The sequence below is a fragment of the Pseudomonas sp. NFACC13-1 genome (genome assembly GCF_900104425.1).
Classification (GTDB): domain Bacteria; phylum Pseudomonadota; class Gammaproteobacteria; order Pseudomonadales; family Pseudomonadaceae; genus Aquipseudomonas; species Aquipseudomonas fluorescens_AA.
Map to the genome: position 1 here is coordinate 87,417 of NZ_FMXV01000004.1, position 23,553 is coordinate 110,969.

Consider the following 23,553-nt stretch of genomic DNA (forward strand, 5'->3'; position numbering starts at 1 on the left):
TCAGCTTTCCAGCAATCCATGCAATTCCACGAACTGCTGGGTCAGCTTGTGCCGCGGGTCAAGGTGGATCAGCGGCAGGCTGGCCTGGTGGGATTCGCGCATGCGCACCGAACTGCTCAAGTACACCGGCAATACCGGCAGGCCTTCGGCGATCAGTTCGTCGAGAATCTGCTGCGGCAGGCTGGCACGGGCCTGGAACTGGTTGACCACGATGCCTTCGACTTCCAGGCCTTCGTTATGGTCGTCCTTGAGTTCTTCAATTTCCGCCAGCAGGCCGTACAAGGCCTGACGGGAAAAGCTGTCGCAGTCGAACGGAATCAGCACCCGATCAGCGGCGATCAACGCTGAAACCGCATAGAAATTCAGCGCTGGCGGGGTGTCCAGGTAAATCCGGTCGTAATCCTCCTCCAGCTCTTCGAGCAATTTGCGCAGCTTGTTGATCTTGTGCTTCGCCTCGAGCTTGGGCTGCAGGTCCGTCAGCTCCGCCGTGGCGGTGATCACGTGCAGGTTGTCGAACGGCGTTTCGTAGATATCCACCTTGTTCTTTTTCGAGAAAGGCCCGGACGACAGGGTCTGCTTGAAGAAGTCGGCGATGCCCATGGGGATATCGTCGCCGGTCAGGCCAGTCAGGTATTGAGTGGAATTGGCCTGGGCATCCAGGTCCACCAACAGCGTGCGATAGCCCTCGCTGGCGCTGACTGCCGCCAGATTGCAGGCGATGCTGGACTTGCCCACGCCACCTTTCTGATTGAACACCACACGCCGCATGTCAAAACCTCCGTGTATCAAAGATTCCCGAGTGTAGTAGGCCGCGACACTGCTTAGCTACCTTCTGCGTAGGAGGACTACAGCAACAGTGGCTTTTCCAACGATTCAGACGTCAATCGTGCCCGGATAAAGACAGAAACAACCGACAGACACGCCCGTGACGATCGCGATAATGGTCCAAGCCAGGCATCGAGTGGACCGACTCGTACATTTTGCTGGGCAAAATGTAACCAGTATTTGCTACAAGCCAACCGCACCGGGATAATGCGCGCCACTTGGGTCGCAAGGCCATGCAGGGTAGGACGCGGGTCAAACCACTGAACCGTGACAATAAAAGCCCCGCAGGGGTGGGATGAGTCTTGATCAATTTCAATATCGCCCAATGGCGCGCGTGGGCCCCTGGGCTCGAAAGCGTGGACGACTGGCAGGCCTGGAGCCGACAGCCGGTTGTATTGCCGGCCAGCGATGCCGCCCCCGACGTATCGTTCCTGCCTGCCATGCAGCGTCGTCGCCTCAGCCGCCTGGCGCGGATGGCCTTCAGTGTCGGCTGGCCACTGGCCGAGGGCCAGCCGGGCCTACCGTTGGTCTTTATTTCCCGCCACGGCGAAACCCCGCGCACGTTCGAGATTCTCAAGGACCTGGCGGCCAACCAGCCCTTGTCGCCAACCCAGTTCAGCCTGTCGGTGCACAACGCCGTGATCGGCCTGTGGTCGATCATGCGCGGCGAAACCAGCGAAATGACCGCCCTGGCCGCCACCGGCGACGGCTTGGAGCACGGCGTGCTGGAGGCCGCCGCCTTGTTGAACGAAGGCTCGCCGGCGGTGTTGCTGGTGATCACCGAAGAACAACCGCCGCAGGTCTACGCACCGTGGGTCGATGACGTGCCTTTCCCCTATGCCGTGGGCCTGCTGCTGACGCCCGGCGACGACTGGCGATTGGACCTGTCCGCGCAGGCCGGCCAACGATCCGGCGGCGACTGGCCCCATGCCCTGGACCTGTTGCGTACCCTGCTGAACAACGAAACCACCTGCCAACATGCCTGGAAGAATCGTGTATGGAACTGGCAACGCAACCGGTGACCGGTAAACATCGCGACGCCTATTACTGGCGCCTGGTCGCGACCGCCGCAAGCTTCGCCCTGTTCGGGCTGGGCGGCCTGTGCCTGCGCTTGCTGGTTTTTCCGTTGCTGGCCTGGCTGCCCGGCGATGCCCAGGCCCACCGACAGAGGGCTCGACGCACCGTCGGGCGGTTGTTCCGGTTTTTTATCCGGTTCATGGCCCGTACCGGCGTGCTCACCTACCAGATCGATGGCGCCGAACGGCTCGGGCGCCCCGGGCAGATGATCATTGCCAATCACCCCTCGCTGATCGACGTGGTGTTCCTGATCGGGCTGGTGCCCAACGCCAACTGCGTGGTCAAGCAAAGCCTGTGGGACAACCCCTTTACCCGTGGTCCATTGCGTTCAACCCAGTACATCAGTAATGACGGCAGCATGGACATGCTCGATGCCGCCAGCGATACCCTGCAAGCTGGCCAGACGCTGATCGTGTTTCCCGAAGGAACGCGCACCCAGCCAGGCCAGGTGCCGGCCTTTCATCGGGGGGCCGCGGCCATCGCCCTGCGGGGTGCGAAAATCCTCACGCCCGTCACGATCAAGGTCAACCCCACGACCCTGACCAAAGCCGAACCCTGGTATCGCATCCCCCGGCGCCGCGTGCACTTCAGTTTTCACGTCGGGGCCGATATAGATCCACAGGCGTTCGCCGCGCTCGGCCCGCCGCCCCAGGCTTCGCGCAGGCTCAACGATTTCTTGCATCACTATTTCATCAAGGAGCTCGCCGAAGATGAGCGATCTGCACCGTGACATCAAACAGCTGATCATCGACGCCCTCGGCCTGGAAGACATCGGCATCGACGACATCGGCGACCACCAGCCCCTGTTCGGCGAAGGCCTGGGCCTGGATTCGGTGGATGCCCTGGAGCTAGGCCTGGCGATCCAGAAGGAGTACGGCATCAAGATCGACGCCGACGCCAAGGACACTCGTAACCATTTCAGCAATGTGGCAAGCCTTGCGGCCTTCGTCACTGCAAAACGCCCCTGAGACCGGACCATGCAAACTCGTGACGACATTTTCAACACCCTGCGTGACGCCCTGGTCGAGCTCTTCGAGCTGGACCCGGAGCGCGTGACGCTGGAATCGAACCTGTACCAGGACCTGGAAATCGACAGCATCGATGCGGTTGACCTGATCGACCACATCAAGCGCCAGACCGGCAAGAAAATCGCCGCCGAAGAGTTCAAGTCGGTGCGCACCGTCAATGACGTGGTCGAGGCGGTCTATCGACTGGTTCAACCGGCCGCATGACCCGGCTGATTGGCCTCGGCCTGCTGCTGGCGGGCCTGCTGTACCCCTTTGCGGTGTATTTCGGCATGGAGCATTTCGCCCCGTGGCAGTTCGGGCTGCTGCTGGGTAGCCTGTGGCTGGCCCGGGCGTTGCTAGGCAAGGGCGGTGACGGCAGCCGCTGGATGGCGACCACGGCGATCGTGTTCTGCGTGTTGCTCGCGCTGTTCGACAGCCCGCTCCTGCTGCGTTGGTACCCGGTGCTGATCAGCGGGTTCATGCTTGGGCTGTTCGCCCTGAGCCTGAAATACGGCCCGCCAATGATCGAACGCCTGGCCCGCCTGCGCGAACCGCAGCTGCCGGCCAAGGCGGTGGTCTATACGCGTCAGGTCACGGTGGCCTGGAGTGTGTTTTTCCTGTGTAACGGTTTGCTCGCCGCCGCCCTGACCCTCTGGGCGCCGCTGAGCTGGTGGATGTTGTACACCGGCCTGATTTCCTACGGATTGATGGGGCTGCTGTTTGCCATTGAATGGCTCATACGACAACGGGTAAGAGGCCGCCCATGAATTGGATAACACTTGAGCGGATGTTGCTCAGGGCTCAGCCGGAACGCGCCGTCGCGGTCGCTCCGGCGCTGGATCATTCGCAACTGCGGGACGCGGCGTTGCGCCTGGCGGCCGGCCTGCAAGCCCGGGGCGTACGCCAGGTGGCGGTGCACCTGGAAGATGCAGCCGACCTGGCCATCGCCCTGCTCGGTGCCTGGCACGCCGGCACGCGCGTCCTGCTTCCCGCCGACCTGCAAGCGCAGACACGCCAGCGCTGGGCGTCGGAGGTGGACCTGTGGCTGACCGACCAGCCCGGCGACACCCATCCCGACGACTTGCGACACGCGCCGATGGACGCCGCCGAACTGGACCTCGATCACTGCTGGCTGAGCCTGTGCACCTCCGGCTCCAGCGGCGAGCCCAAGCGCATCGAGAAAACCCTGCGGCAGTTGAGTAACGAAGTCCAGGCCCTGGAACAGCTGTGGGGCGCCGACCTGGGCCCGGCCTGCATGATCGGCAGCGTTGCCACCCAACATATCTACGGATTGCTGTTCCGAGTGCTGTGGCCGCTGTGTGCCGGGCGTCCGTTCGGACGCAGGCAATTGGCGTTCCCCGAAGACCTGCAACGCGCCAGCCGCGAGCAACCGGTGTTCGCCTGGGTCGCCAGCCCGGCGTTGCTCAAGCGCATGGGCGATAACCTCGACTGGCCGGCCCTGAGCAGCGTGCGCCGGGTGTTCTCCTCCGGCGGTGCCTTGCCAGCCGAGGCCGCGCAAAGCTTGCAGCGACGGCTGGGACAATGGCCGACGGAAATTTTCGGCAGCTCGGAAACCGGCGGTATCGCCTGGCGCCAGGGTGACCCATGGTGGCAGCCCTTTGCCGACGTCGAGCTGAGCCAGGACAGCGACGGCGCCTTGCTGATCGCTTCGCCCTACCTGCCCGCCGGGCATGTGGAACACACCGCTGACGCAGCGCGAATCGCCGCAGATGGACGCTTCGAGCTGCTCGGGCGACTGGACCGTATCGTCAAGCTCGAAGAGAAGCGCATCTCCCTGCCCATGCTCGAACAGGCGCTGGTGGCCCATGACTGGGTCAGCGAAGCGCGGCTGGGCGTGGTGCAGGAGAATCGCGCCTCCCTCGGCGCGCTGCTGGTGCTGAGCGAAGCTGGCCTGCGAGCCTTGCGCAACCAGGGTCGGCGGGCCGTGACCGAGGGCCTGCGCCGTCACCTGGGCGAACATTGCGAAACCCTGGCCCTGCCACGGCGCTGGCGCTGGCTGCGGCAGTTGCCGCTCAACGCCCAGGGCAAACTGCCCCAGGCCGAGGTCGAGGCGCTGCTGATGGCGCCACGCCCCAAAGCCCCCGAGGTGTTGGAGCAAGTCGAAACCGACGGTGAGTGGAGCCTGCGCCTGGTCGTGCCGCCTGACCTTGCGTACTTCAGCGGTCACTTCCCCACCGCCCCGGTATTACCCGGCGTGGTGCAGGTCGACTGGGCCTTGAGCATAGGTCGCCAACTGCTGGACCTGCCGCCGCGGTTCGTCGGCATGGAGGTGCTGAAATTCCAGCAACTGGTGCGCCCCGGTGACGACATCCAACTGCACCTGCGCTTCGACCGCGAGCGCGGCAAGCTGTACTTTGCCTACCGCAATGCCACGGCGGCCTGTTCCAGCGGGCGGATTGTGTTGGGGATGGCGAATGATTAATGCTCACACTGCCCTCCTGTGGCGAGGGAGCTTGCTCCCGCTGGGCGGCGTAGGAGCTGAGGAGTGCAACGAGGCTGCGATCTTGTCCCAGACAGTTGAGTCGCAAGTGAAAGATCAACATCAAAAGATCGCAGCCTTCGGCAGCTCCTACAGCGGGAGCAAGCGCCCTCGCCACAAAATGCACCTTAGCCACCGAGACATGCCGCATGCATAACCCCTGCGCCGTCATCCCGGTCTACAACCACGAAACCGCCATCTCGGCGGTGGTCCAGGCGTTGCTCGCCAACGGCCTGCCCTGCGTGCTGGTGGATGACGCCAGCAACCCGGCATGTGCCGCCGTACTGGAACGGCTGGCCGAAGGCGAGCAGGTGCATCTGGTCAGGCTCGCCGTCAACCAGGGCAAGGGCGGCGCGGTGATGACCGGCTTGCGCGAAGCGTCGCGCCTGGGTTTCAGCCACGCCTTGCAGGTGGACGCCGACGGGCAGCACGACCTGGGCGACGTGAAGACCTTCATCGAGCAATCCCGTGCCCACCCGGACGCAGTGATCTGTGGCTATCCGCACTACGACGCCAGCGTGCCGAAAGGTCGCCTCTACGCGCGCTACCTGACCCACGTCATGGTCTGGATCAACAGCCTGTCCCTGCAAATCCGCGACTCGATGTGCGGCTTTCGGGTCTATCCCTTGGCACCGACCCTGGCGCTGATCGACTCGGCCAATATCGGCAAGCGCATGGATTTCGACTCGGACATCCTGGTGCGCCTGGCCTGGCGCAATCAGCCGATGCACTGGCTGCACACCCGGGTCCATTACCCTCGGGACGGCGTTTCGCACTTTCGCCTGTTCCACGACAACGTGCTGATTTCCAGCATGCACACCCGGCTGTTCTTCGGCATGCTGGTGCGCGCGCCCCTGATTCTCTGGCGACGGTGGCGGGCATGAGTCTTCAGGCAGACAAGCAACATTGGGCCGACCGCCAGGAGCGCGGCAGTTTCTGGCTGATGAAACTCACCGCGCTCGCCGCCAAGGTGCTCGGCCGACGCTTGCTGACCCCGGTGCTGTACGGCATCGTCCTGTACTTTTTCATTTTCGGCCGCAGCGCGCGCCAGGCGGCCTGGCAATACCAGCAGCGCCTGGCCGACTGGAGCGCGCGCCCCGAACTGCGCCCGACCCGCTGGCGGGTGTTCGGGCAGTTCATGGCGTTCGCCGACTCCTTGCTCGACAAGCTCGACGTCTGGAACGGCAAGCTGAGCATCGACCAGATCGAAATCGTCGACCCGGCGCTGCTGCGCAATCACCTGCGCGATACCCGCGGGCAGATGCTGGTGGGCGCGCACCTGGGCAACCTGGAGATGTGCCGGGCCCTGGCCGAACTGGGCGAGAAAGTGACCATGAACGTGCTGGTGCACACCAAGCACGCCGAGCAGTTCAACCGTTTGCTGGGCGAGGCCGGTGCCACGCACTTGCGGCTGATCCAGGTCAGTGAGCTGAACCCGGTGATCATGTTGCAACTGAGCGAACGCCTGGAGCGCGGCGAGTGGCTGGCGATTGCCGGCGACCGCGTGCCACTGCACGGCGGACGCAGCGTGATCGTGGACTTCATGGGCCACCCGGCGGCATTCCCCCAAGGCCCCTGGTTGCTGGCCGGCCTGCTGAAATGCCCGGTCAACCTGCTGATGTGCCTAAAGCACGAGGGGCGCTATCGCGTCACGCTCGAACCCTTCGCCGAGACCGTGGTGTGGAAGCGCAACGAGCGCGAACAAGTGATCGCCCATTGGGCCGGCCATTATGCCGAGCGCCTGGCGCAGTACTGCCTCCAGGGGCCCCAACAGTGGTTCAACTTTTACCCTTTCTGGAAGACCGATGACGATGCCCACTCTTGAGCCGGTAACCTTCGGCGAACGCCCCCTGCGCATCGAGGATGTGCTGGCCCTGGCCAACCGTCAGGCCCCGACGCAGTTGCAGGATGACCCGGCGTACCGCCAGCGCATCGCCAAGGGTGCGCAATTCCTCGACTCCTTGCTGGACAAGGAAGGCGTGATCTACGGCGTGACCACCGGCTACGGTGACTCTTGCGTGGTGGCGGTGCCGCTGCACCATGTCGAGGCCCTGCCGCGTCACCTGTACACGTTCCACGGCTGCGGCCTGGGCAAGCTGCTGGACGCCCAGGCCACCCGCGCGGTGCTGGCGGCGCGCTTGCAGTCGCTGTGCCACGGCGTGTCCGGGGTGCGGGTGGAACTGCTGGAGCGGCTCCAGGCCTTTCTCGAACACGACATCCTGCCGCTGATCCCGGAAGAAGGCTCGGTGGGCGCCAGCGGTGACCTGACGCCACTGTCCTATGTGGCGGCCACGTTGTCCGGCGAACGGGAAGTGATGTTCCGCGGCGAGCGGCGCCTGGCCGCCGATGTGCACCGTGAGTTGGGCTGGCCCCCACTGGTGCTGCGGCCCAAGGAGGCCCTGGCGCTGATGAACGGCACCGCTGTGATGACCGGCCTGGCCTGCCTGGCCTTCGCCCGGGCCGACTACTTGCTGCAATTGGCGACCCGTATCACCGCGTTGAACGTCGTTGCCCTGCAAGGCAACCCGGAACATTTCGACGAGCGCCTGTTCGCCGCCAAGCCACATCCAGGGCAAATGCAGGTCGCCGCGTGGCTGCGCAAGGACCTGGCGATCGACGCGCCGACGGCGCCGCTGCATCGCCTGCAGGATCGCTACTCCCTGCGCTGCGCGCCCCATGTACTCGGCGTGCTGGCCGACAGTCTGGGCTGGCTGCGTTCGTTCATCGAGACCGAACTCAACAGCGCCAACGACAATCCGATCATCGACGCCGAAGCCGAACGCGTGCTCCACGGCGGGCATTTCTACGGTGGGCATATCGCCTTCGCCATGGACAGCCTGAAGAACCTGGTGGCCAACGTCGCCGACCTGCTCGACCGACAACTTGCCTTGCTGGTGGACGAGCGCTACAACCACGGCCTGCCGAGCAACCTGTCCGGCGCCAGCGCCGAGCGGGCGATGCTCAACCACGGGTTCAAGGCCGTGCAGATCGGCACCAGCGCCTGGACCGCCGAGGCGCTGAAAAACACCATGCCGGCCAGCGTGTTCTCGCGTTCCACCGAATGTCACAACCAGGACAAGGTGAGCATGGGCACCATCGCCGCCCGGGACGCGATCCGTGTGCTGGAACTGACCGAACAGGTCGCCGCCGCCACGTTGCTGGCGGCCAACCAGGGCGTATGGCTGCGCAGTCGTGCCGAAGACGCGCGGCCGTTGCCGCCGGCCCTGGCCGCCATGCACCAGCAACTGGCGGAGGATTTCGCCCCGGTCATCGAAGACCGCGCCCTGGAAGGCGAATTGCGCGTGTGCCTGCAACGCATTGCCGAACAACATTGGAGGCTGCATGCGTAGCCAAGGCGTTCTGCACGTCGACACCCACATCGTGGTGCCGTTTTTCGACGTCGATTCGATGAACGTGGTCTGGCACGGCCACTACGTCAAATACCTGGAAGTTGCTCGCTGTGCGCTGCTCGACCTGATCGGCCACAACTACAACGACATGCTCGAATCCGGCCATGCCTGGCCGGTCATCGACCTGCAACTGCGCTACGTGCGCAGCGCCGTGTTCGGCCAGGCCCTGACCGTGCGTGCCAGCCTGGTGGAGTGGGAGAACCGGCTGAAGATCAATTACCTGATCAGCGACGCAGCCACCGGCGAGCGCCTGACCCGCGCCAGTTCGGTGCAAGTGGCCGTGGACATCGCCAGCCGCGAAATGCTGCTGGCCTCGCCCCGGGTCTTTGTCGAAGCCGTCGAAAGGAAACTGCCATGAAGCGTTTGTCGATCTGCCTGCTGTTGTGTTGCCTGGCGCCGTTGGCCCAGGCCTTCGACCTGCAGCAATTGAGCGACCAACTGGCCCGTCCGGAGGTGATCCACGGCCAGTTCATCCAGGAAAAACACCTGCGCGCCCTGCCCCAACCCCTCACCAGCAAAGGCCGCTTCGTACTGGCGAAAAACCACGGCCTGCTGTGGCTGCTGCAAACCCCGCTGCAACAGGACTACCGCATCACCGCCCAAGGCATCGCCCGGCGGGACGGCAATGCCTGGCAGATGCTGCCGAACAAGAGCGCCGGCGCCGAGCAGAACCGCCTGTTCCTGGCGGTATTGCAGGGCGACAGCAGTGGCTTGCAACGGGATTTCGAGCTGAGCCTGTCGGGCGAACCGCAGCAGTGGAAACTCACCCTGACCCCGCGCTCGGTGCTGCTCAAGCAGGTCTTCAACCAGATCAACATCGACGGCGGCGAACTGGTCCAGCGCATCGAACTGCTGGAAACCCAGGGCGACAGCACCGTACTGCGCATGCAGGACAGCACCAGCGCACAGCCCTTGAGCGAAGCGGAGCAACATGATTTTGCCGAGTGAACGGATGCTGCCACGGCTGTTCCTGATCCTGCTGCTGGCAGTGCTCGCGCTCGCCGGCTGGCAGTGGCGCAACGGCGCGCCGCTGTCGGCCAATCTCATGGAACTGGTGCCGGGCACGTCGCCCGATGCCCTGGAACTGATCGCCGAACAGCGCATGCAGGAACCGCTCAATCGCGAGGTGCTGGTGCTGGTCGGTCATGCCGATCGCCAGCAAGCCATCGCCCTGGCGCAAACCCTCGGCGAGCAATGGCAGGCCAGCGGTCTGTTCGACAAGGTGCAGTGGACGTTGCAGGCCGACTTGCCGGCGCTGCGTACGCAACTGCTCAACGGGCGGTTGGCGATGCTCTCGGCGGCTGACCGGCAGCAACTGATCGAACAGCCCCAGGCGTTCATCCAACAACGGGTACAGGCCCTGTTCGACCCGTTCAGCGGCTTCAGCCTGGTGCCGAACCAGGACGATTGGCTGGGCCTGACCGGACGCATCCAGAACAGCCAGCCCCAACGCGGCGCGATCAAATTCGACATCGGCAGTGGGGCCCTGATCGCCGATGCCGACGGTAAAAGCTGGGTGATGCTGCGGGCCCGTGCCCAGGGCACCGCCTTCGACATGAACCTGCCGCTGCAAGTGGCCGGGCTGCTGCAACGCAGCCGCGACCAGGCGGGCCAGGCCCAAGGGCAACTGCTGGCGGCCAGCGGCCTGCTGTACGCCGCCAGCGGCCAGCAACAGGCGTCGCGGGAAATCACCTGGGTCGGCGGTGGCGCGACGGTCGGCATCTTACTGCTGCTGTTGCTGGCCTTCCGGCGCCTGCGGGTGTGGCTGGCGTTCGTGCCGGTGCTGGTGGGCATGCTGTTCGGCGCGGTGGCGTGCGTGGCCTTGTTCGGGCGCATGCATGTGATGACCCTGGTATTGGGGTCCAGCCTGATCGGCGTCGCGGTGGATTACCCCTTGCACTACCTGTCCAAGAGCTGGAGCCTCAAGCCATGGCGCAGCTGGCCGGCCTTGCGCCTGACCCTGCCGGGGCTGAGCCTGAGCCTGGCGACCACGTGCATCGGCTACCTGGCCCTGGCCTGGACGCCGTTTCCGGCCCTGACCCAGATCGCGATATTTTCCGCCGCCGGGCTGGTGGGTGCCTACTTGACCGCGGTGTGCCTGTTGCCGGCGCTGCTCAACGGTGCGGATTTGCGTCCGGCCCAGTGGCCGCTGCGGCTGTGCGAAGGCCTGCTCCAGATCCGCCAGGCGTTGTTGGCACGGGTGCCTACGCCAGTGCTGCTGGTGTTGCTGCTGAGCTTCTGCGCGGGCGGCCTCTGGCACCTGACCACGAAAAACGACGTCCGCCAGTGGATCGGCACGCCCCAGCACCTCACCGACGAAGCCCGCGACATCGCGCGCATCACCGGCTTCCAGCCCACCAGCCAGTTCTTCCTGATCCGCGCCGACAATCAGTCTCAACTGCTGGAGCGCCAGACCGCCCTCAACGAACGCCTGGACCAGTTGATCGCCCTGGAAAAACTCCAGGGCTACCTGTCGCTGAACCAACTGGTGAGCCCGCCCGCCGACCAGCAGAAAGTGCGTGAGGCCCTGGCCCGGTTGCCGGCTGTCTGGCAGCCGTTGCTGGACCTGGGCGTGCCGGTCGCCGCGCTGCAAGCGGAACTGGCGCAATTGCAGGCCTTGCCGGTGACCGACATCGATGCCGCGCTGGCCGGCCCCCTGGCCGAGCCGTACCGCACGCTCTGGCTCGGCCCCACCGCCCAAGGCGTCGCCGCCATGATCAGCCTGCAAGGCTTGAACGATGCCGCGCTGCTGCGGGTGCAAGCCGTGGACCTGCCGGGGGTACAACTGGTGGATCGCCTGGGCGACCTGAACCGGGTCTTCGCCGCCACGCAGGTCAGCGCCGCCGAGTTGAAACTGGCCTCCTGCGTGCTGATCGTGCTGGTACTGATCTGGCCGTTCGGGGTCGGTGCGGCCTTGCGCATCGTCGCCCTGCCATTGCTGGCCGCGCTGTGCAGCCTGGCGAGCCTCGGCTGGCTGGGGCAGCCACTGACCCTGTTCAGCTTGTTCGGCCTGCTGCTGGTGACGGCCATCGGCGTCGATTACGCGATTCTGATGCGCGAGCAGATTGGTGGCGCGGCGGTGAGCCTGCTGGGCACTTTCCTGGCAGCGATCACCACCTGGCTGTCGTTCGGCCTGCTGGCGCTTTCCAGCACACCGGCGGTGAGTAATTTCGGCCTGGCGGTGAGCCTGGGACTGGCCTTCAGTTTCATGCTGGCGCCGTGGGCCGGGCGTCACGAACACCCCACACCCGCTCAAGAAGACCCACGATGATTACGGAATTCGAGGAATCCCAATGCCTGTGACTGAAACGGAATATCGCCAGGTCGTCGTCATCGGTGCCGGCCCGTCCGGGGCGATTGCCGCCGCGCTGCTCAAGCGCAAGGGCCACGATGTGCTGGTCATCGAGCGCCAGCATTTCCCACGGTTCTCCATCGGTGAGAGCCTGTTGTCCCACTGCCTGGATTTCGTTGAAGAAGCCGGCATGCTCGACGCGGTGAATGCCGCCGGGTTCCAGCGCAAGAACGGCGCCGCGTTCGCCTGGGGCGAGCGCTACAGCGCCTTCGACTTCGGCGATACCTTCAGCAACGGCAAACCCACCACGTTCCAGGTGCAACGGGCCGACTTCGACAAATTGCTGGCCGACCAGGCCGTCCTGCAAGGCGTGGAGATCCGCTACGGCCAAGCGATTGCCAGTGCCGACTTCACCCTCGCCAAACCACGACTGGGCGTGCAGCGTGAAGACGGCAGCGAGTACTGCGTCGAGGCTGACTTCGTGCTCGATGCCAGCGGCTACGGTCGCGTCCTGCCGCGCCTGCTGGACCTTGAGGCGCCGTCGAACTTCCCGCTGCGCCAGGCGGTGTTCACACACATCGAGGATCGCATCGACGCTCCAGCGTTCGACCGGGAAAAGATCCTCATCACCACCCACCCGAGCCAACGTGACGTGTGGTTCTGGACCATTCCGTTCAGCGGCGGACGCTGCTCGGTGGGCGTGGTCGCGGCGGCGGAACATTTCGCCGGCCGCACCGACGACCTCGATGCCTGCCTGCGCGGTTTCATCGACGAAACCCCGAGCCTGGCCGGCGTACTGCAAAATGCGGAGTGGGATACCCCGGCGCGGACCATCGGCGGCTACTCGGCCAACGTCAAGACTCTGCACGGCCCTGGCTTTGCCCTGTTGGGCAACGCCGCGGAATTCCTCGACCCGGTGTTCTCCTCCGGCGTGACCATTGCCATGCGTTCGGCGAGCATGGCCGCCGATGTACTCCACCGTCAGTTGCAGGGTGAAAGCGTCGATTGGCAAAGCGAGTTTGCCGAGCCGCTCAAGCGTGGCGTCGACACCTTCCGCTGCTATGTCGAGGGCTGGTACGCCGGCACCTTCCAGGACGTGATCTTCTACACCGAAGGCTCGGACGACATCCGACGCATGATCAGTTCGATCCTGGCGGGCTACGCCTGGGATCAGCGCAACCCGTTTGTCAGTGAACCCAAGCGACGCCTGCGCATGCTCTCGGAAATCTGCGCAAGCCCGGCGCCGAGTCAGCAACCATGAGCTACCTGAGCGACAACTACGTCGAAGAAACCCGCTTCGGCTTCTGGTTCCTGCGCAGCCACACCTGGCAGCACCACGTGTTGCGCGTGGCGATCAACGACCTGCGCAGCCTGTTCGGCACCGCGCTGCCGGCCAATCCGGTGCTGCTGGACGCCGGCTGCGGCCAGGGCAAATCATTCCAATACCTGCGCCAAGTGTTCGCGCCACAACACCTGATCGGCGTGGATGCCGACCCTCACAGCCTGGACCTGAGCCGGGAGGAGGCCGCGCGCCAAGGCATGAGCGTGGAACTGATCGGCAGCGACTGCGCGACCTTGGCGGTGCCCGACGCCAGCGTCGACCTGCTGTTCTGCCACCAGACGTTCCATCACCTGGTGGAGCAGGAAAAAGCCCTCGCCGAGTTCTACCGCGTACTCAAGCCCGGCGGCTATCTGATGTTCGCCGAATCCACCGAAGCCTACATCGATACCTGGGTGATCCGCTGGCTGTTCCGCCACCCCATGCACGTGCAGAAAAGTGCCGCGCAGTACCTGCAGATGATCCGCGATCAAGGGTTCCGGTTCGAAGACCGCAACGTCTCCTACCCGTACCTGTGGTGGAGCCGTGCCAAGGATTTCGGCCTGCTGGAGCGCTTTGGCCTGCGCCGGCCCAAGCCATTTGGCGAGCGTGAGGAAACCCTGGTCAATGTGGTGGCGCGCAAGCCTGGCGAAGGGGCTGCCGGATGATCCGTGGCCTGCTGATCGCCTGTGTGTTGCTGCTCAGCGCCTGCGCCAGCCAGGCGCCGCTGCCCGCACGCACGCCGACCCTGGCGTTGCCGATGCAACTGCACATCGAGCGGACCCTGGCCGGCCAACGCCAGGACTGGTTGCTGGTGATCCAGCGCGAAGACACCGGCATCCGTTGGTCGATGATGGACCCGCTGGGCATTCCCGTGGCCCGCCAGCGCCTGGTCGACGGCCAGTGGCAGGCCGACGGTCTGCTGCCACCCAATGCCGAGGCCCGGGAGTTGTTCGCCGCGCTGTTGTTCGCCCTGACCCCCGACGCCGAGCTGTCCGGCAACTATCCGGCGGCCCGGCGACAGGCGTCGCAACGGACCCTCGTTAATCGCTGGCAGGTGCGCTACACGCAGCCTTTGGATTTTGAAATGAGCCTGCCCCAAGGCCCCCGCTACCGCATCACACCGTTGACCGAGAACGCCCCATGACCGCCTACCTGAATGCCCTCGGGGTGATCTGCGCCCTGGGCCGCGACAAGCACACTGTCGCGCGCAACCTGTTTGCCGGCGACTGCTCGGGCGTGCGCAGCGAGGATGGCTGGGTGGCCGAACGGGCCTTGCCGGTCGCCGCGGTACCGGGTGAGCTCGCGCCCATCCCCCCTGCCCTGGCGGCGCAACGCAGCCGCAATAATCAACTGCTGCTGGAAGCGGGTCTGCAGATTCGCGCCGAGATCGACCTGGCCATCCAGACCTACGGTCGCGCTCGCATCGGCATCGTCCTGGGCACCAGCACGTCGGGCATCGATGAGGCCAGCCAGGGCATTGCCCACTATCTGCGCGAGCAGCGCTTCCCCGACGGCTACGACTACCAGCAACAGGAACTCAGCGCGCCGGCCAATTTTCTTTCCGACTGGCTCGGCCTGAGCGGCCCGTCCTACGTGATTTCCACGGCCTGTACCTCCAGCGCCCGCGCCTTGATGAGCGCCCGGCGCCTGTTGGACCTGGGCCTGTGCGATGCGGTGCTGTGCGGCGGCGTGGACAGCCTGTGCACACTGACCCTCAACGGTTTTTCCGCGTTGGAGGCGGTCTCGAACGAACGCTGCAATCCGTTCTCGGTGAACCGCAGCGGCATCAACATCGGCGAAGCGGCGGTGCTGTTTCTCATGAGCAAGACGCCAGGCGAGGGCACACCGATTGCCTTGCTCGGCGACGGCGCCAGTTCCGATGCCCACCATATCTCCGCGCCCGAACCCAGCGGTCGCGGCGCACGCCAGGCCATGGAAAAAGCCCTGCGCTGCGCCGACCTCGACGCCCACCAGATCGACTACCTGAACCTGCATGGCACCGCTACGCAACACAATGACGCCATGGAAAGCCAGGCCGTGGCCGGACTGTTCCCGGCGGGCGTGCCCTGCTCGTCCACCAAGCCCATGACCGGCCATACCCTCGGCGCGGCCGGGGCGCTGGAAGCGGCGTTCTGCTGGCTGGCCCTGAGCACACAGAACACCGCCCAGGCCTTGCCGCCGCACATCTGGGACGGCCAGGCCGATCCTGCCCTGCCAGCGCTCGACTGGGTCACCGCCGACACCCGCCTGAAACCCGCCACTACGCGCCGCCTGATGAGCAATTCATTTGCCTTCGGCGGCAACAACGTCAGCCTGATTATCGGAGACGCCCCATGACTGACTGGCCGCTCGCCGAACTGCTGCCCCATGCCGGCGACATGATCCTCATCGACCGGATCCTGTCGTTCGATGACGAACAGATCCACACCCACGCCACCGTCAAGCCCGGCGGCTTGTTCAACCGCGACGACGGCGCACTGCCGGCCTGGGTCGGCATCGAGCTGATGGCCCAGAGTGTCGCGGCGTTTGCCGGTTGCCACGCCCGCCGACGCGGCGATGCCGTGGAGTTGGGCTTTTTGCTCGGCACCCGCAAGTTCGAATGCAACGTCGACTGCTTTCCCGTCGGCACCGAGCTGAGCATCCATGGCGTGCGCTCCCTGGAAGACGACAACGGCATGGGCGTGTTCGAATGCCACATCCACGCCCCCGGCATCCATGCCACGGCCCGGCTCAATGTCTTCCGTCCGCCCCAGGCTGCCCATTACCTTCATGAACCGTCCGCAACAGGAACCCCGCCATGACTGAATCCGTACTGGTCACCGGCTCCAGCCGTGGCATCGGCCGCGCCATCGCCCTGCGCCTGGCCCAGGCCGGGCACGACATCGTGCTGCACTGCCGCAGCGGCCGCGCCGAGGCCGAGGCGGTCCAGGCACAAATCCAGGCCCTGGGCCGCAACGTCCGGGTGCTGCAATTCGACGTGGCCGACCGCGCCGCCTGCAAGGCCATTCTCGAAGCCGATGTCGAGGCCCACGGCGCCTATTACGGCGTGGTACTCAATGCCGGCCTGACCCGCGATGGCGCCTTCCCGGCCCTGAGCGAAGACGACTGGGATGTGGTGATGCGCACCAACCTCGACGGTTTCTACAACGTGCTGCACCCGGTGATGATGCCGATGATCCGTCGTCGCGCCGCCGGAAGGATCGTCTGCATCACTTCGGTTTCCGGGCTGATCGGTAATCGCGGCCAGGTCAACTACAGTGCTTCGAAGGCCGGTTTGATCGGCGCGGCCAAGGCGTTGGCAATCGAGCTGGGCAAGCGCAAGATCACCGTCAATTGCGTCGCGCCGGGGTTGATCGACACCGCCATGCTCGATGAAAACGTACCCGTGGAAGAACTGATGAAAATGATCCCCGCCCAGCGCATGGGCACTCCGGAAGAAGTGGCCGGCGCGGTGAACTTCCTGATGTCCGCCGAAGCCGGCTACATCACCCGGCAGGTCCTGGCCGTCAACGGAGGCTTGTGCTGATGAAGCGCGTCGTCGTCACCGGCATGGCCGGTATCACCTCCGTGGGCAGCGACTGGGAAACCATCGCCAGCAACTTCGCCGCCAACCGCAGCGGCATCCGGCGCATGGATGAGTGGGACCGCTTCACCGAACTGAACACGCGCCTGGCCGGCCCCATCGACGACTTCCAGGTCCCGGCCCACTGGACCCGCAAGCAATTGCGCAGCATGGGGCGGGTCTCGCGCCTGGCGGTCGCGTCGGCGGAACAGGCCCTGGCCGACGCTGGCCTGCTGGGCGACGAATCGATCAAGGACGGGCGCATGGGCGTGTCCTGCGGTTCATCCACCGGTAGTACCGACGAGATCAAGGCATTCGGCAACATGCTGCTCAACAGCGTGGCCGAAGGCCTGAACGCCAACTCCTATGTGCGCATGATGCCCCACACCACGGCGGCCAACATCAGCATCTTCTTCGGGCTGACCGGACGCCTGATCCCCACTTCCAGTGCCTGCACCAGCGGCAGCCACGGCATCGGCTATGCCTACGAGGCCATCAAGTTCGGGCGCCTGCCGTTGATGCTGGCCGGCGGCGCGGAAGAACTGTGCCCGACCGAAGCGATGGTCTTCGATGCGCTCTACGCCACCAGCCTGAAAAACGATGCGCCGCAAACCAGCCCTCGCCCCTACGACAAAGGCCGCGATGGCCTGGTGATCGGCGAAGGCGCCGGCATGCTCGTGCTCGAGGAACTGGAACACGCCCTGGCCCGTGGCGCACGGATTCATGCCGAGATCGTTGGCTTCGGCAGCAACGCCGACGGCCAGCACGCCACCCGCCCCGAACTGGTCACCATGCGCCGGGCCATGGAACTGGCCCTGGAAGATGCCGGCCTCGAACCCTCGGCCATCGGCTACGTCAATGGCCATGGCACCGCCACCGAACAGGGCGACATCGCCGAAACCCTGGCCACCAGCAGCCTGTTTGGCGAGCACATGCCCATCAGCTCGCAGAAGAGCTTCCTCGGCCACACCCTGGGTGCCTGCGGGGCGCTGGAATCCTGGTTCAGCATCGAAATGCTGAACAGCGACCAGTACGTGCACACCTTCAACCTCGATGAAGTCGATCCCCAGTGTGGCCAGCTCGACTACCTGCGCAGCGAGTTCAGGTCGATGAGCAACGAATACGTGATGAACAACAACTTCGCCTTCGGTGGGGTCAACACCTCGTTGATCTTCCGCCGCTGGCGCTGAATCGGATTCAAAACCCGCTACCCCTACGTCAAGGAGACCATGATGTCGTTGAAGAAAATCGCAGTGACTGCCGCCCTGTTGCTCAGCACCCTGCCAAGCCTCAGCCAGGCCCGTGATACCGCGCTGTTCCTGCCGTTCGACAAGGTTGTCGCCGAAGCCATCCGCACCGGCAAGATCGACGGCAGCGTGAAGTTCTACCTGGCCGGCAACAAACCGGCTGGCAACGTCACCGTGGTCAGCCCCGGCGCCGTGACCAACAAGAAAACCAACGCCTTCAACAAGTCCGATGAAGTGGCCTGCGAATGGGTGCTGCAATCAGCCCTGATCAGCCTGCACCAGGCCGCCAAGAACGCCGGCGCCAACGCCGTCACCAACATCGTCAGCTTCTACAAGAGCAACGAACGCAAAGACCCCACCACCTACGAATGCCACGCCGGCGCGATCATGGCCGGTGTTGCGCTGAAAGGGGATTTGGCGAAGGTGCAATAAAAAGCGCCTTTGGGGGCATTGGAGAAGCCTGGCGAACGATGCCAGGCCATCCCACAGGGTTTGGTGGCGCACCCGGATATCGCGAGCACCACACTTCCACTGTGGAGCGAGCTTGCTCGCGATAGCGATGGGTCAGTACCCGAAATGCTGGCTGTGCTGCCGCCATCGCGAGCAAGCTCGCTCCCACAGGGTTTGGTGACATAGCCGGATATTGCCGGCACCCTGTTTGGAGCCCACCAGCCGTCCGAGAGCCCAGCACGAACCTAGTGGCGAGGGCGCTTGCTCCCGCTGGGCTGCGCAGCAGACCCTCGTTCATTGGATGTCTTGCTTCATCCCATTCGAATGCAGGCGATGAACATCCGCCCGTTTAAGAGCGGGCAGGAAATCCTCCGCCATCGGCACGCCTTCACGCACGATGATCAGGAAACGTTTCTGAAGCGTATTGATGATTTCGTCGCCATTGCTCAAACGACTGCCGACCAGCGCGATATTGCTATTGGCTTCTCCGGCGCCAGTGATGATCCGCGCCGTGCTGCCATCGGCATACACCACCTGGTCGCCTTTCTGCGCGGCGCATACTTTCCAGCCGTTATCCAAGGTGAACGTCAACGAAGATGACACCTGCTGGATCGTTCCGCCGTAACGCGTCTGGCTGCCCTCGGTGGCCACTCGATAAATGGCGATTGGCGGATGCGCTTGGACGAATGTTTTTTGTCGATTGACGAATGCCGCGACTTCTTCACCGTAACCCTCCAGGTGGCCTTGCTCCAAGTACAAGTCATCCAAATGACGGAGAGATTCATGGGAGATTTCGTTGGTGTAGGGAGCATCCAAAGATGAGTGCATTTCCAGGGCCTTATTCATGGGCTTCTGGCTGTGCCCCTTGCCGCTGGGAAGGAGCACTGAGCCGGACGATTCGGAATGATGAATAAGACGACGCAGCACAGGCGAGTGGCAATCCCAACGGCGTGGTACCTGGAACGAATAGGAAGTGTCGCAACTAGAAATGCGCGTTTTCCTACAGCCGAAAGGAGCCTGACGCAACGTCCGCCCCCCGGCCTTTCTTCTGCCGCCCTCAATCGAAGCAGCACTTTTCGCCTGTTGTCGGAACTGTCAGCTCTGACAGTAGCGAAAGTGCCCGGGGTAGCTTCAGGCTTCCAGACGTCGATGCTCAATCAAGCCGTTCGACCTTATGAGCTGTGATTCGTAGCTCATGAAATTAATCTGGCTCCAAACATGGACAAAAAATTGTTGAACACAATCGCCTGGTCGGGCCGCGCAGCCATGTCCCCCAAACACCACGCCACCTCGCCTTCAACGGAACAAAGCAGCGTCGTTGTCGACGGTGCGACATTTACACATGCCTATGCATCCGTGAACGGTATTCGCCTTCACTACCTCATGGGCGGTGACGGCAAGCAACCGGTTCTGCTGGTGCACGGGTTCCCAGGCAGCTGGCGTAGCTGGGAGCCTTTGATGGGTGCATTGGTACGGGCCGGTTTCAGCCCCATCGTTCCTGATTATCGCGGCGCCGGCGAAACGGATATTTCCGTCGATGGCTACGACAAAAAAAGTATGGCGCATGATCTGCACGAACTGATCACCCTCTTGAACATCAAGCAGGTCGATATCATTGGCCATGACATGGGCTTGATCATTGCCTACGCCTACGGGGCGCTTTATCCGCTTGAAACCGGGCGCATTGTATTGATGGATGGATTCATTCCGGGCGTTCCCGGGTGGGAGGTTGCCTATAACGGGGATGCTGCAGCCGGCATTGCCAGCAAATGGCACTTTCGTTTCTTTGGCAAAGCGGCCCTCACCCTGATTCAAGGGCAAGAGAAAACCTACCTGGACATGTTCTTCGATGACTTTGTATTCGCCGGCAACGCTCAAGTCAGTCGTGAGGTGCGACAGGCGCTGGTGCAAGACTACTCCCGGCCGGGACGCATGGAAGCGGCCTTCAAGCTCTATTCAGCCTGGGTAGAACATGACGCGAACGACAACCTGGAATTCTCCAAGAACAAATTGGTTGTCCCACTGCTCACCATCGGCGGGGACCACTCGAGAGGAAAAACCTTGGCCGAACAGGCCTTGTACATTGCGACGCAGCCGCACTCATTGATACTGGTCGATACCGGGCATTGGGTGCTGGAAGAACAAACGCAGGCGACTCGCGAAGCTATCCTGGCATTCTTCACGATCACTCAATGATCCGTCAGCGCCCACGTCATAGCGCTCATTGATGGTGCTTACCCTATCGCCCTTCCCCCCATGCGGTACCTATATACCACCCACCCGAGTTTTTCCTGAATAGGTTGTGCTGCCAACATTCCTCCAGGAAGAAAGCAGTGGAACACACCCCCCTTGCAACATCTCATGACTTGCCGCTCGCCGACAGCGCCGCGCTGGCGGATGCCCCGCTGATCAGCCAGCTCAAGGCGTCGCAGCAACACATGATCCGCCTGAACGACGCCATCCCGCGGCCTTCCAAGGTGATGAGGCAACACCTGGATTATTGGTTCAGGAGAACCTTTCCTGCCTTGGCGGGCAGCATGACGGTACACGAGCTGTCCGTGCGCACGCTGCGAGAAGAGACGATCCCGCCTGCGCAGCGCACAGCCGATGCCCCGGCAACCGGCAAGACGGTGACGGGCACCCTCTTGCTCGAAACGCTTTTGCTGCAAGTCGTCGCCGGCAGGATCGATCCGCGTGCGTTCTTCCGTGACCTGGACAACATCGAGATTGTCACCCGCCAGGACAACACCGCCGCAGCGCCCGCCGTCCTGAACGAGCGCGCCGTGAAAACTGAAATCAAGCGGCTGATCAGCGCCACGCCAGCGCTTTATGCACGATTGCTCACCCGTGCACTGGATGAGTTCTGGAACAAACCGGCCGACTTCAGCCAGGACCGCAACGTCGGCGACTGGCTGGCGGACGAACTCGCCAGGCAACTCAAGGCCCAGGCCGATCTGCATCGGCTGGACACGACATTGAGCCCGCAGATGCATCAGGCGCTGACCGACTATGCGTTGTCGGCGCCGGACGCAGCGTCTCGTGCACAGTTGGCGGAACGGGTCCGACCCGGGGTGTTCAGCCTGGGGATCACCCCCCGCCGGTGGGGCTTCAGCGTACCGGTGTCGGGCGCCGTGGCCTTGTCGCGGTATGACAACACCAGCGATTCGGGACATGCCGTGCTGTACCGCCCGGGCCAGCCGTTGCAACTGTATGACACGCTGGTGGCACTCAAGGCTGGCCTGGCGCAAGACGGCAACGCTGGTGATGAAGTCGATACCGCGCCTGTGGCCGAGCACTTCCTCACTCGCCTGGTCACGGAACTGCGGAAGGAACAGAAAACCGCCGTGTGCGATGCCGTGCTGGACGGTCCCGCGGCGTCGGAAGAAATCAGCGCCTGGATGAACCGGGTCGATGTGGCCGCGGATATCGGCCACAAGCTGGACCTGGCGAACGTCATGGGCGAGCGCGAATTGCGGTTAAACCTCAAGAGACTCAACGACTGGCTGCACGGCAACCCGCACGTTACCGCCAGCGATCGCCTGGCATGGTGGGCGGCGACGCGGGCCCTGCACAAAACCCTGACGGATCTGCCCCCGCCGCCAGACCCGGTGACGCTGGCCACCATGGACGCTCTTCGGGACCGGACCCGTCAGTTGCTCGCCGATGTCATCAAGGCGAAATACCCGCCGGTCGACCCTGAGGACGTGTCCCTGAGCATCAGAAGAACCGTGGTCGATCCCCACGCACCGATGGGGAGCTCGCCGTTTGGTTCCGGGGTCTCGCAAGGCAGCGTGAAGGGAATCGTCGATGACCGTCGCTCCCTGACGCAGTGGGCGATGTCCAACCTGACCCAGGACGAACGCCATGCCTCCCACCCAACCGTGGAAGGGCCGCTGAGCTTCGCGCAAATTGTGGACGTCATTGAAAGGGCGAACATCGGCGCCCGGCTTCCGGCCGAGCTGCAACGCGTGGCCCGGGCACAGCAGGCGCAGTGGATGGCCTTGAAAGCGCAACAGATGCGCGCCCAAGTATGGGCCGCGCATCTTTCGGGAGACTTGCGACACGACCGGGACAATACCGGCTTGAAGCTGGTGCTGGCGGCACTGGACGGCCCGACCGCGACGGCGCGCGACAAGGTCAACGGGCACGAGGTGGTGGTCCGCCAACTGCAATGGGGCGACAGCGTGCTGAAGGAATTGCTGGCGTTTGGGGTGAAGGCGACGGCGAGCCGCCCCTCGTTGACGCTGTACACACCAGGCGCCCCCGACGGCAAGACGTTCAGGGACGTGGATGCGCCAAGCGCGCGGGCGTTGGAAATGACGTTGGCGCACACACTCACTGCCACGCCGGAGATGACCCGCTGGCTCATTTCGCACCTGCCGCTGCTCGAACAGGCCAAGCAACTTGCCAGCATGGTACCGACCTCGGAGGACCTGGCGCTCGAGGAAAAAATCAAGAAAGTCACACAGTCTGTCTTCGCGTGGGCCAAGGACCGGGCACAGGAGGATTTCGCGAAGACCATCGCTTCGCCCATCGTCGAGGGGGATGTGTTCAAAGCGTTGCATGAGACGCAAATCGCCCATGGGATCAAGACGGTGGACATGTTGACGGTGACCCATGCCGAGCGCGACAGCACCTACGCCCAAGAGGGACGCCGCAGCGCCGTCATGCTGCTGACGGGGGCGATGTCGATGTTCCCGGCAGGCCGGCTGGGCGGCCTGCTGGGACGAGCGATCCTGCCGACCATGGCCGGCGGTGCCGCGGTGTCGGCGATAGACGATGAGAACGGCAGCCTGCAGCAATGGACCCTTGATTTTATCGGCGGGCTGGGGAAGTCATCGCCGAGGCGGGGCAGGACTTGA

Annotated in this window: 24 protein-coding genes; 22 read left to right on the plus strand and 2 right to left on the minus strand. The window is 63.9% G+C overall.

All coding sequences use genetic code 11. The annotated features are described in order from the left end of the window. Complete coding sequence (locus BLQ55_RS07085) at nt 1-768, minus strand: ParA family protein (protein WP_063323262.1); 768 nt, start codon at nt 766-768, stop codon at nt 1-3. 359 nt (nt 769-1,127) lie between these two features. On the opposite strand from BLQ55_RS07085, the gene BLQ55_RS07090 reads away from it, so the two are divergent. The 20 genes from BLQ55_RS07090 (at nt 1,128) to BLQ55_RS07185 (ending at nt 18,673) form a co-directional block, all read left to right on the plus strand. Beyond that, nucleotides 1,128-1,847 carry a beta-ketoacyl synthase chain length factor gene (locus tag BLQ55_RS07090; protein ID WP_092203430.1) on the plus strand — a complete coding sequence of 240 codons (720 nt, stop codon included), beginning with the start codon at nt 1,128-1,130 and terminating at the stop codon, nt 1,845-1,847. Continuing rightward, nucleotides 1,823-2,632: a lysophospholipid acyltransferase family protein gene (locus BLQ55_RS07095; protein ID WP_092203428.1), complete on the plus strand. Its 810-nt coding sequence runs from the start codon at nt 1,823-1,825 to the stop codon at nt 2,630-2,632. The genes BLQ55_RS07090 and BLQ55_RS07095 overlap by 25 nt, the downstream gene beginning before the upstream one ends. Further along, complete coding sequence (locus BLQ55_RS07100) at nt 2,613-2,870, plus strand: phosphopantetheine-binding protein (protein ID WP_092253101.1); 258 nt, start codon at nt 2,613-2,615, stop codon at nt 2,868-2,870. The genes BLQ55_RS07095 and BLQ55_RS07100 overlap by 20 nt, the downstream gene beginning before the upstream one ends. A 9-nt stretch (nt 2,871-2,879) precedes the next feature. Then, entirely contained in the window at nt 2,880-3,134 is a 255-nt protein-coding gene (locus BLQ55_RS07105; RefSeq protein ID WP_030140951.1) for an acyl carrier protein, read from the plus strand. Continuing rightward, nucleotides 3,131-3,676, plus strand: coding sequence for a COG4648 family protein (locus tag BLQ55_RS07110; RefSeq protein WP_072407257.1), 546 nt, complete (start codon nt 3,131-3,133; stop codon nt 3,674-3,676). Before BLQ55_RS07105 ends, BLQ55_RS07110 begins: the two co-directional genes overlap by 4 nt. Next, entirely contained in the window at nt 3,673-5,352 is a 1,680-nt protein-coding gene (locus tag BLQ55_RS07115; protein WP_092253102.1) for an ApeI family dehydratase, read from the plus strand. Before BLQ55_RS07110 ends, BLQ55_RS07115 begins: the two co-directional genes overlap by 4 nt. A 206-nt stretch (nt 5,353-5,558) precedes the next feature. Next, on the plus strand, nt 5,559-6,293 hold the full coding sequence (locus tag BLQ55_RS07120; protein WP_092253104.1) for a glycosyltransferase family 2 protein: 735 nt from the start codon (nt 5,559-5,561) through the stop codon (nt 6,291-6,293). Further along, on the plus strand, nt 6,290-7,234 hold the full coding sequence (locus BLQ55_RS07125) for an LpxL/LpxP family acyltransferase (RefSeq protein WP_092203420.1): 945 nt from the start codon (nt 6,290-6,292) through the stop codon (nt 7,232-7,234). The genes BLQ55_RS07120 and BLQ55_RS07125 overlap by 4 nt, the downstream gene beginning before the upstream one ends. Continuing rightward, nucleotides 7,215-8,759, plus strand: coding sequence for an HAL/PAL/TAL family ammonia-lyase (gene hutH, locus BLQ55_RS07130; protein ID WP_092253106.1), 1,545 nt, complete (start codon nt 7,215-7,217; stop codon nt 8,757-8,759). The genes BLQ55_RS07125 and hutH overlap by 20 nt, the downstream gene beginning before the upstream one ends. Then, nucleotides 8,752-9,177 (plus strand): acyl-CoA thioesterase, encoded by a 426-nt coding sequence (locus BLQ55_RS07135; protein WP_060739517.1) that lies wholly within the window; start codon nt 8,752-8,754, stop codon nt 9,175-9,177. Before hutH ends, BLQ55_RS07135 begins: the two co-directional genes overlap by 8 nt. Continuing rightward, nucleotides 9,174-9,767, plus strand: coding sequence for an outer membrane lipoprotein carrier protein LolA (locus tag BLQ55_RS07140; protein ID WP_092203416.1), 594 nt, complete (start codon nt 9,174-9,176; stop codon nt 9,765-9,767). Before BLQ55_RS07135 ends, BLQ55_RS07140 begins: the two co-directional genes overlap by 4 nt. Further along, nucleotides 9,751-12,090: an MMPL family transporter gene (locus tag BLQ55_RS07145; RefSeq protein ID WP_092253108.1), complete on the plus strand. Its 2,340-nt coding sequence runs from the start codon at nt 9,751-9,753 to the stop codon at nt 12,088-12,090. The genes BLQ55_RS07140 and BLQ55_RS07145 overlap by 17 nt, the downstream gene beginning before the upstream one ends. 22 nt (nt 12,091-12,112) lie before the next feature. Next, nucleotides 12,113-13,372, plus strand: coding sequence for an NAD(P)/FAD-dependent oxidoreductase (locus tag BLQ55_RS07150; RefSeq protein ID WP_092253110.1), 1,260 nt, complete (start codon nt 12,113-12,115; stop codon nt 13,370-13,372). Further along, nucleotides 13,369-14,097 carry a class I SAM-dependent methyltransferase gene (locus tag BLQ55_RS07155; RefSeq protein WP_092253112.1) on the plus strand — a complete coding sequence of 243 codons (729 nt, stop codon included), beginning with the start codon at nt 13,369-13,371 and terminating at the stop codon, nt 14,095-14,097. The genes BLQ55_RS07150 and BLQ55_RS07155 overlap by 4 nt, the downstream gene beginning before the upstream one ends. Further along, nucleotides 14,094-14,576 (plus strand): DUF3261 domain-containing protein, encoded by a 483-nt coding sequence (locus BLQ55_RS07160; RefSeq protein ID WP_092203406.1) that lies wholly within the window; start codon nt 14,094-14,096, stop codon nt 14,574-14,576. Before BLQ55_RS07155 ends, BLQ55_RS07160 begins: the two co-directional genes overlap by 4 nt. Further along, a complete protein-coding gene (locus BLQ55_RS07165) occupies nt 14,573-15,769 on the plus strand; it encodes a beta-ketoacyl-[acyl-carrier-protein] synthase family protein (RefSeq protein ID WP_092253114.1) in 1,197 nt (398 codons plus the stop codon). Before BLQ55_RS07160 ends, BLQ55_RS07165 begins: the two co-directional genes overlap by 4 nt. Further along, on the plus strand, nt 15,766-16,233 hold the full coding sequence (locus tag BLQ55_RS07170; RefSeq protein ID WP_092203402.1) for a hotdog family protein: 468 nt from the start codon (nt 15,766-15,768) through the stop codon (nt 16,231-16,233). The genes BLQ55_RS07165 and BLQ55_RS07170 overlap by 4 nt, the downstream gene beginning before the upstream one ends. Beyond that, nucleotides 16,230-16,958 carry a 3-ketoacyl-ACP reductase FabG2 gene (locus tag BLQ55_RS07175; protein WP_072407283.1) on the plus strand — a complete coding sequence of 243 codons (729 nt, stop codon included), beginning with the start codon at nt 16,230-16,232 and terminating at the stop codon, nt 16,956-16,958. The genes BLQ55_RS07170 and BLQ55_RS07175 overlap by 4 nt, the downstream gene beginning before the upstream one ends. Beyond that, entirely contained in the window at nt 16,958-18,184 is a 1,227-nt protein-coding gene (locus BLQ55_RS07180) for a beta-ketoacyl-ACP synthase (RefSeq protein WP_092203400.1), read from the plus strand. Before BLQ55_RS07175 ends, BLQ55_RS07180 begins: the two co-directional genes overlap by 1 nt. 42 nt (nt 18,185-18,226) lie before the next feature. Further along, complete coding sequence (locus BLQ55_RS07185) at nt 18,227-18,673, plus strand: hypothetical protein (protein WP_003197008.1); 447 nt, start codon at nt 18,227-18,229, stop codon at nt 18,671-18,673. 312 nt (nt 18,674-18,985) lie between these two features. On the opposite strand, the gene BLQ55_RS07190 is transcribed toward BLQ55_RS07185, so the two are convergent. Next, complete coding sequence (locus tag BLQ55_RS07190) at nt 18,986-19,537, minus strand: hypothetical protein (protein WP_256326543.1); 552 nt, start codon at nt 19,535-19,537, stop codon at nt 18,986-18,988. A gap of 372 nt (nt 19,538-19,909) precedes the next feature. Here BLQ55_RS07190 and BLQ55_RS07195 point away from each other — a divergent pair, with 372 nt between their 5' ends. Both BLQ55_RS07195 and BLQ55_RS32425 read left to right on the plus strand, forming a co-directional pair. After that, a complete protein-coding gene (locus BLQ55_RS07195) occupies nt 19,910-20,887 on the plus strand; it encodes an alpha/beta fold hydrolase (RefSeq protein WP_256326544.1) in 978 nt (325 codons plus the stop codon). 137 nt (nt 20,888-21,024) lie between these two features. Next, entirely contained in the window at nt 21,025-23,553 is a 2,529-nt protein-coding gene (locus tag BLQ55_RS32425) for a dermonecrotic toxin domain-containing protein (RefSeq protein WP_256326545.1), read from the plus strand.

What these genes read in the sequence shown, in the direction of transcription:
- BLQ55_RS07085 (WP_063323262.1), bottom strand. Translation starts at nt 768, where the DNA reads ATGCGGCGTGTGGTGTTCAATCAGAAAGGTGGCGTGGGCAAGTCCAGC.
- BLQ55_RS07095 (WP_092203428.1), top strand. Translation starts at nt 1,823, where the DNA reads ATGGAACTGGCAACGCAACCGGTGACCGGTAAACATCGCGACGCCTAT.
- BLQ55_RS07100 (WP_092253101.1), top strand. Translation starts at nt 2,613, where the DNA reads ATGAGCGATCTGCACCGTGACATCAAACAGCTGATCATCGACGCCCTC.
- BLQ55_RS07105 (WP_030140951.1), top strand. Translation starts at nt 2,880, where the DNA reads ATGCAAACTCGTGACGACATTTTCAACACCCTGCGTGACGCCCTGGTC.
- BLQ55_RS07110 (WP_072407257.1), top strand. Translation starts at nt 3,131, where the DNA reads ATGACCCGGCTGATTGGCCTCGGCCTGCTGCTGGCGGGCCTGCTGTAC.
- BLQ55_RS07115 (WP_092253102.1), top strand. Translation starts at nt 3,673, where the DNA reads ATGAATTGGATAACACTTGAGCGGATGTTGCTCAGGGCTCAGCCGGAA.
- BLQ55_RS07120 (WP_092253104.1), top strand. Translation starts at nt 5,559, where the DNA reads ATGCATAACCCCTGCGCCGTCATCCCGGTCTACAACCACGAAACCGCC.
- BLQ55_RS07125 (WP_092203420.1), top strand. Translation starts at nt 6,290, where the DNA reads ATGAGTCTTCAGGCAGACAAGCAACATTGGGCCGACCGCCAGGAGCGC.
- hutH (WP_092253106.1), top strand. Translation starts at nt 7,215, where the DNA reads ATGACGATGCCCACTCTTGAGCCGGTAACCTTCGGCGAACGCCCCCTG.
- BLQ55_RS07135 (WP_060739517.1), top strand. Translation starts at nt 8,752, where the DNA reads ATGCGTAGCCAAGGCGTTCTGCACGTCGACACCCACATCGTGGTGCCG.
- BLQ55_RS07140 (WP_092203416.1), top strand. Translation starts at nt 9,174, where the DNA reads ATGAAGCGTTTGTCGATCTGCCTGCTGTTGTGTTGCCTGGCGCCGTTG.
- BLQ55_RS07145 (WP_092253108.1), top strand. Translation starts at nt 9,751, where the DNA reads ATGATTTTGCCGAGTGAACGGATGCTGCCACGGCTGTTCCTGATCCTG.
- BLQ55_RS07150 (WP_092253110.1), top strand. Translation starts at nt 12,113, where the DNA reads ATGCCTGTGACTGAAACGGAATATCGCCAGGTCGTCGTCATCGGTGCC.
- BLQ55_RS07155 (WP_092253112.1), top strand. Translation starts at nt 13,369, where the DNA reads ATGAGCTACCTGAGCGACAACTACGTCGAAGAAACCCGCTTCGGCTTC.
- BLQ55_RS07160 (WP_092203406.1), top strand. Translation starts at nt 14,094, where the DNA reads ATGATCCGTGGCCTGCTGATCGCCTGTGTGTTGCTGCTCAGCGCCTGC.
- BLQ55_RS07165 (WP_092253114.1), top strand. Translation starts at nt 14,573, where the DNA reads ATGACCGCCTACCTGAATGCCCTCGGGGTGATCTGCGCCCTGGGCCGC.
- BLQ55_RS07170 (WP_092203402.1), top strand. Translation starts at nt 15,766, where the DNA reads ATGACTGACTGGCCGCTCGCCGAACTGCTGCCCCATGCCGGCGACATG.
- BLQ55_RS07175 (WP_072407283.1), top strand. Translation starts at nt 16,230, where the DNA reads ATGACTGAATCCGTACTGGTCACCGGCTCCAGCCGTGGCATCGGCCGC.
- BLQ55_RS07180 (WP_092203400.1), top strand. Translation starts at nt 16,958, where the DNA reads ATGAAGCGCGTCGTCGTCACCGGCATGGCCGGTATCACCTCCGTGGGC.
- BLQ55_RS07185 (WP_003197008.1), top strand. Translation starts at nt 18,227, where the DNA reads ATGTCGTTGAAGAAAATCGCAGTGACTGCCGCCCTGTTGCTCAGCACC.
- BLQ55_RS07190 (WP_256326543.1), bottom strand. Translation starts at nt 19,537, where the DNA reads ATGAATAAGGCCCTGGAAATGCACTCATCTTTGGATGCTCCCTACACC.
- BLQ55_RS07195 (WP_256326544.1), top strand. Translation starts at nt 19,910, where the DNA reads ATGGACAAAAAATTGTTGAACACAATCGCCTGGTCGGGCCGCGCAGCC.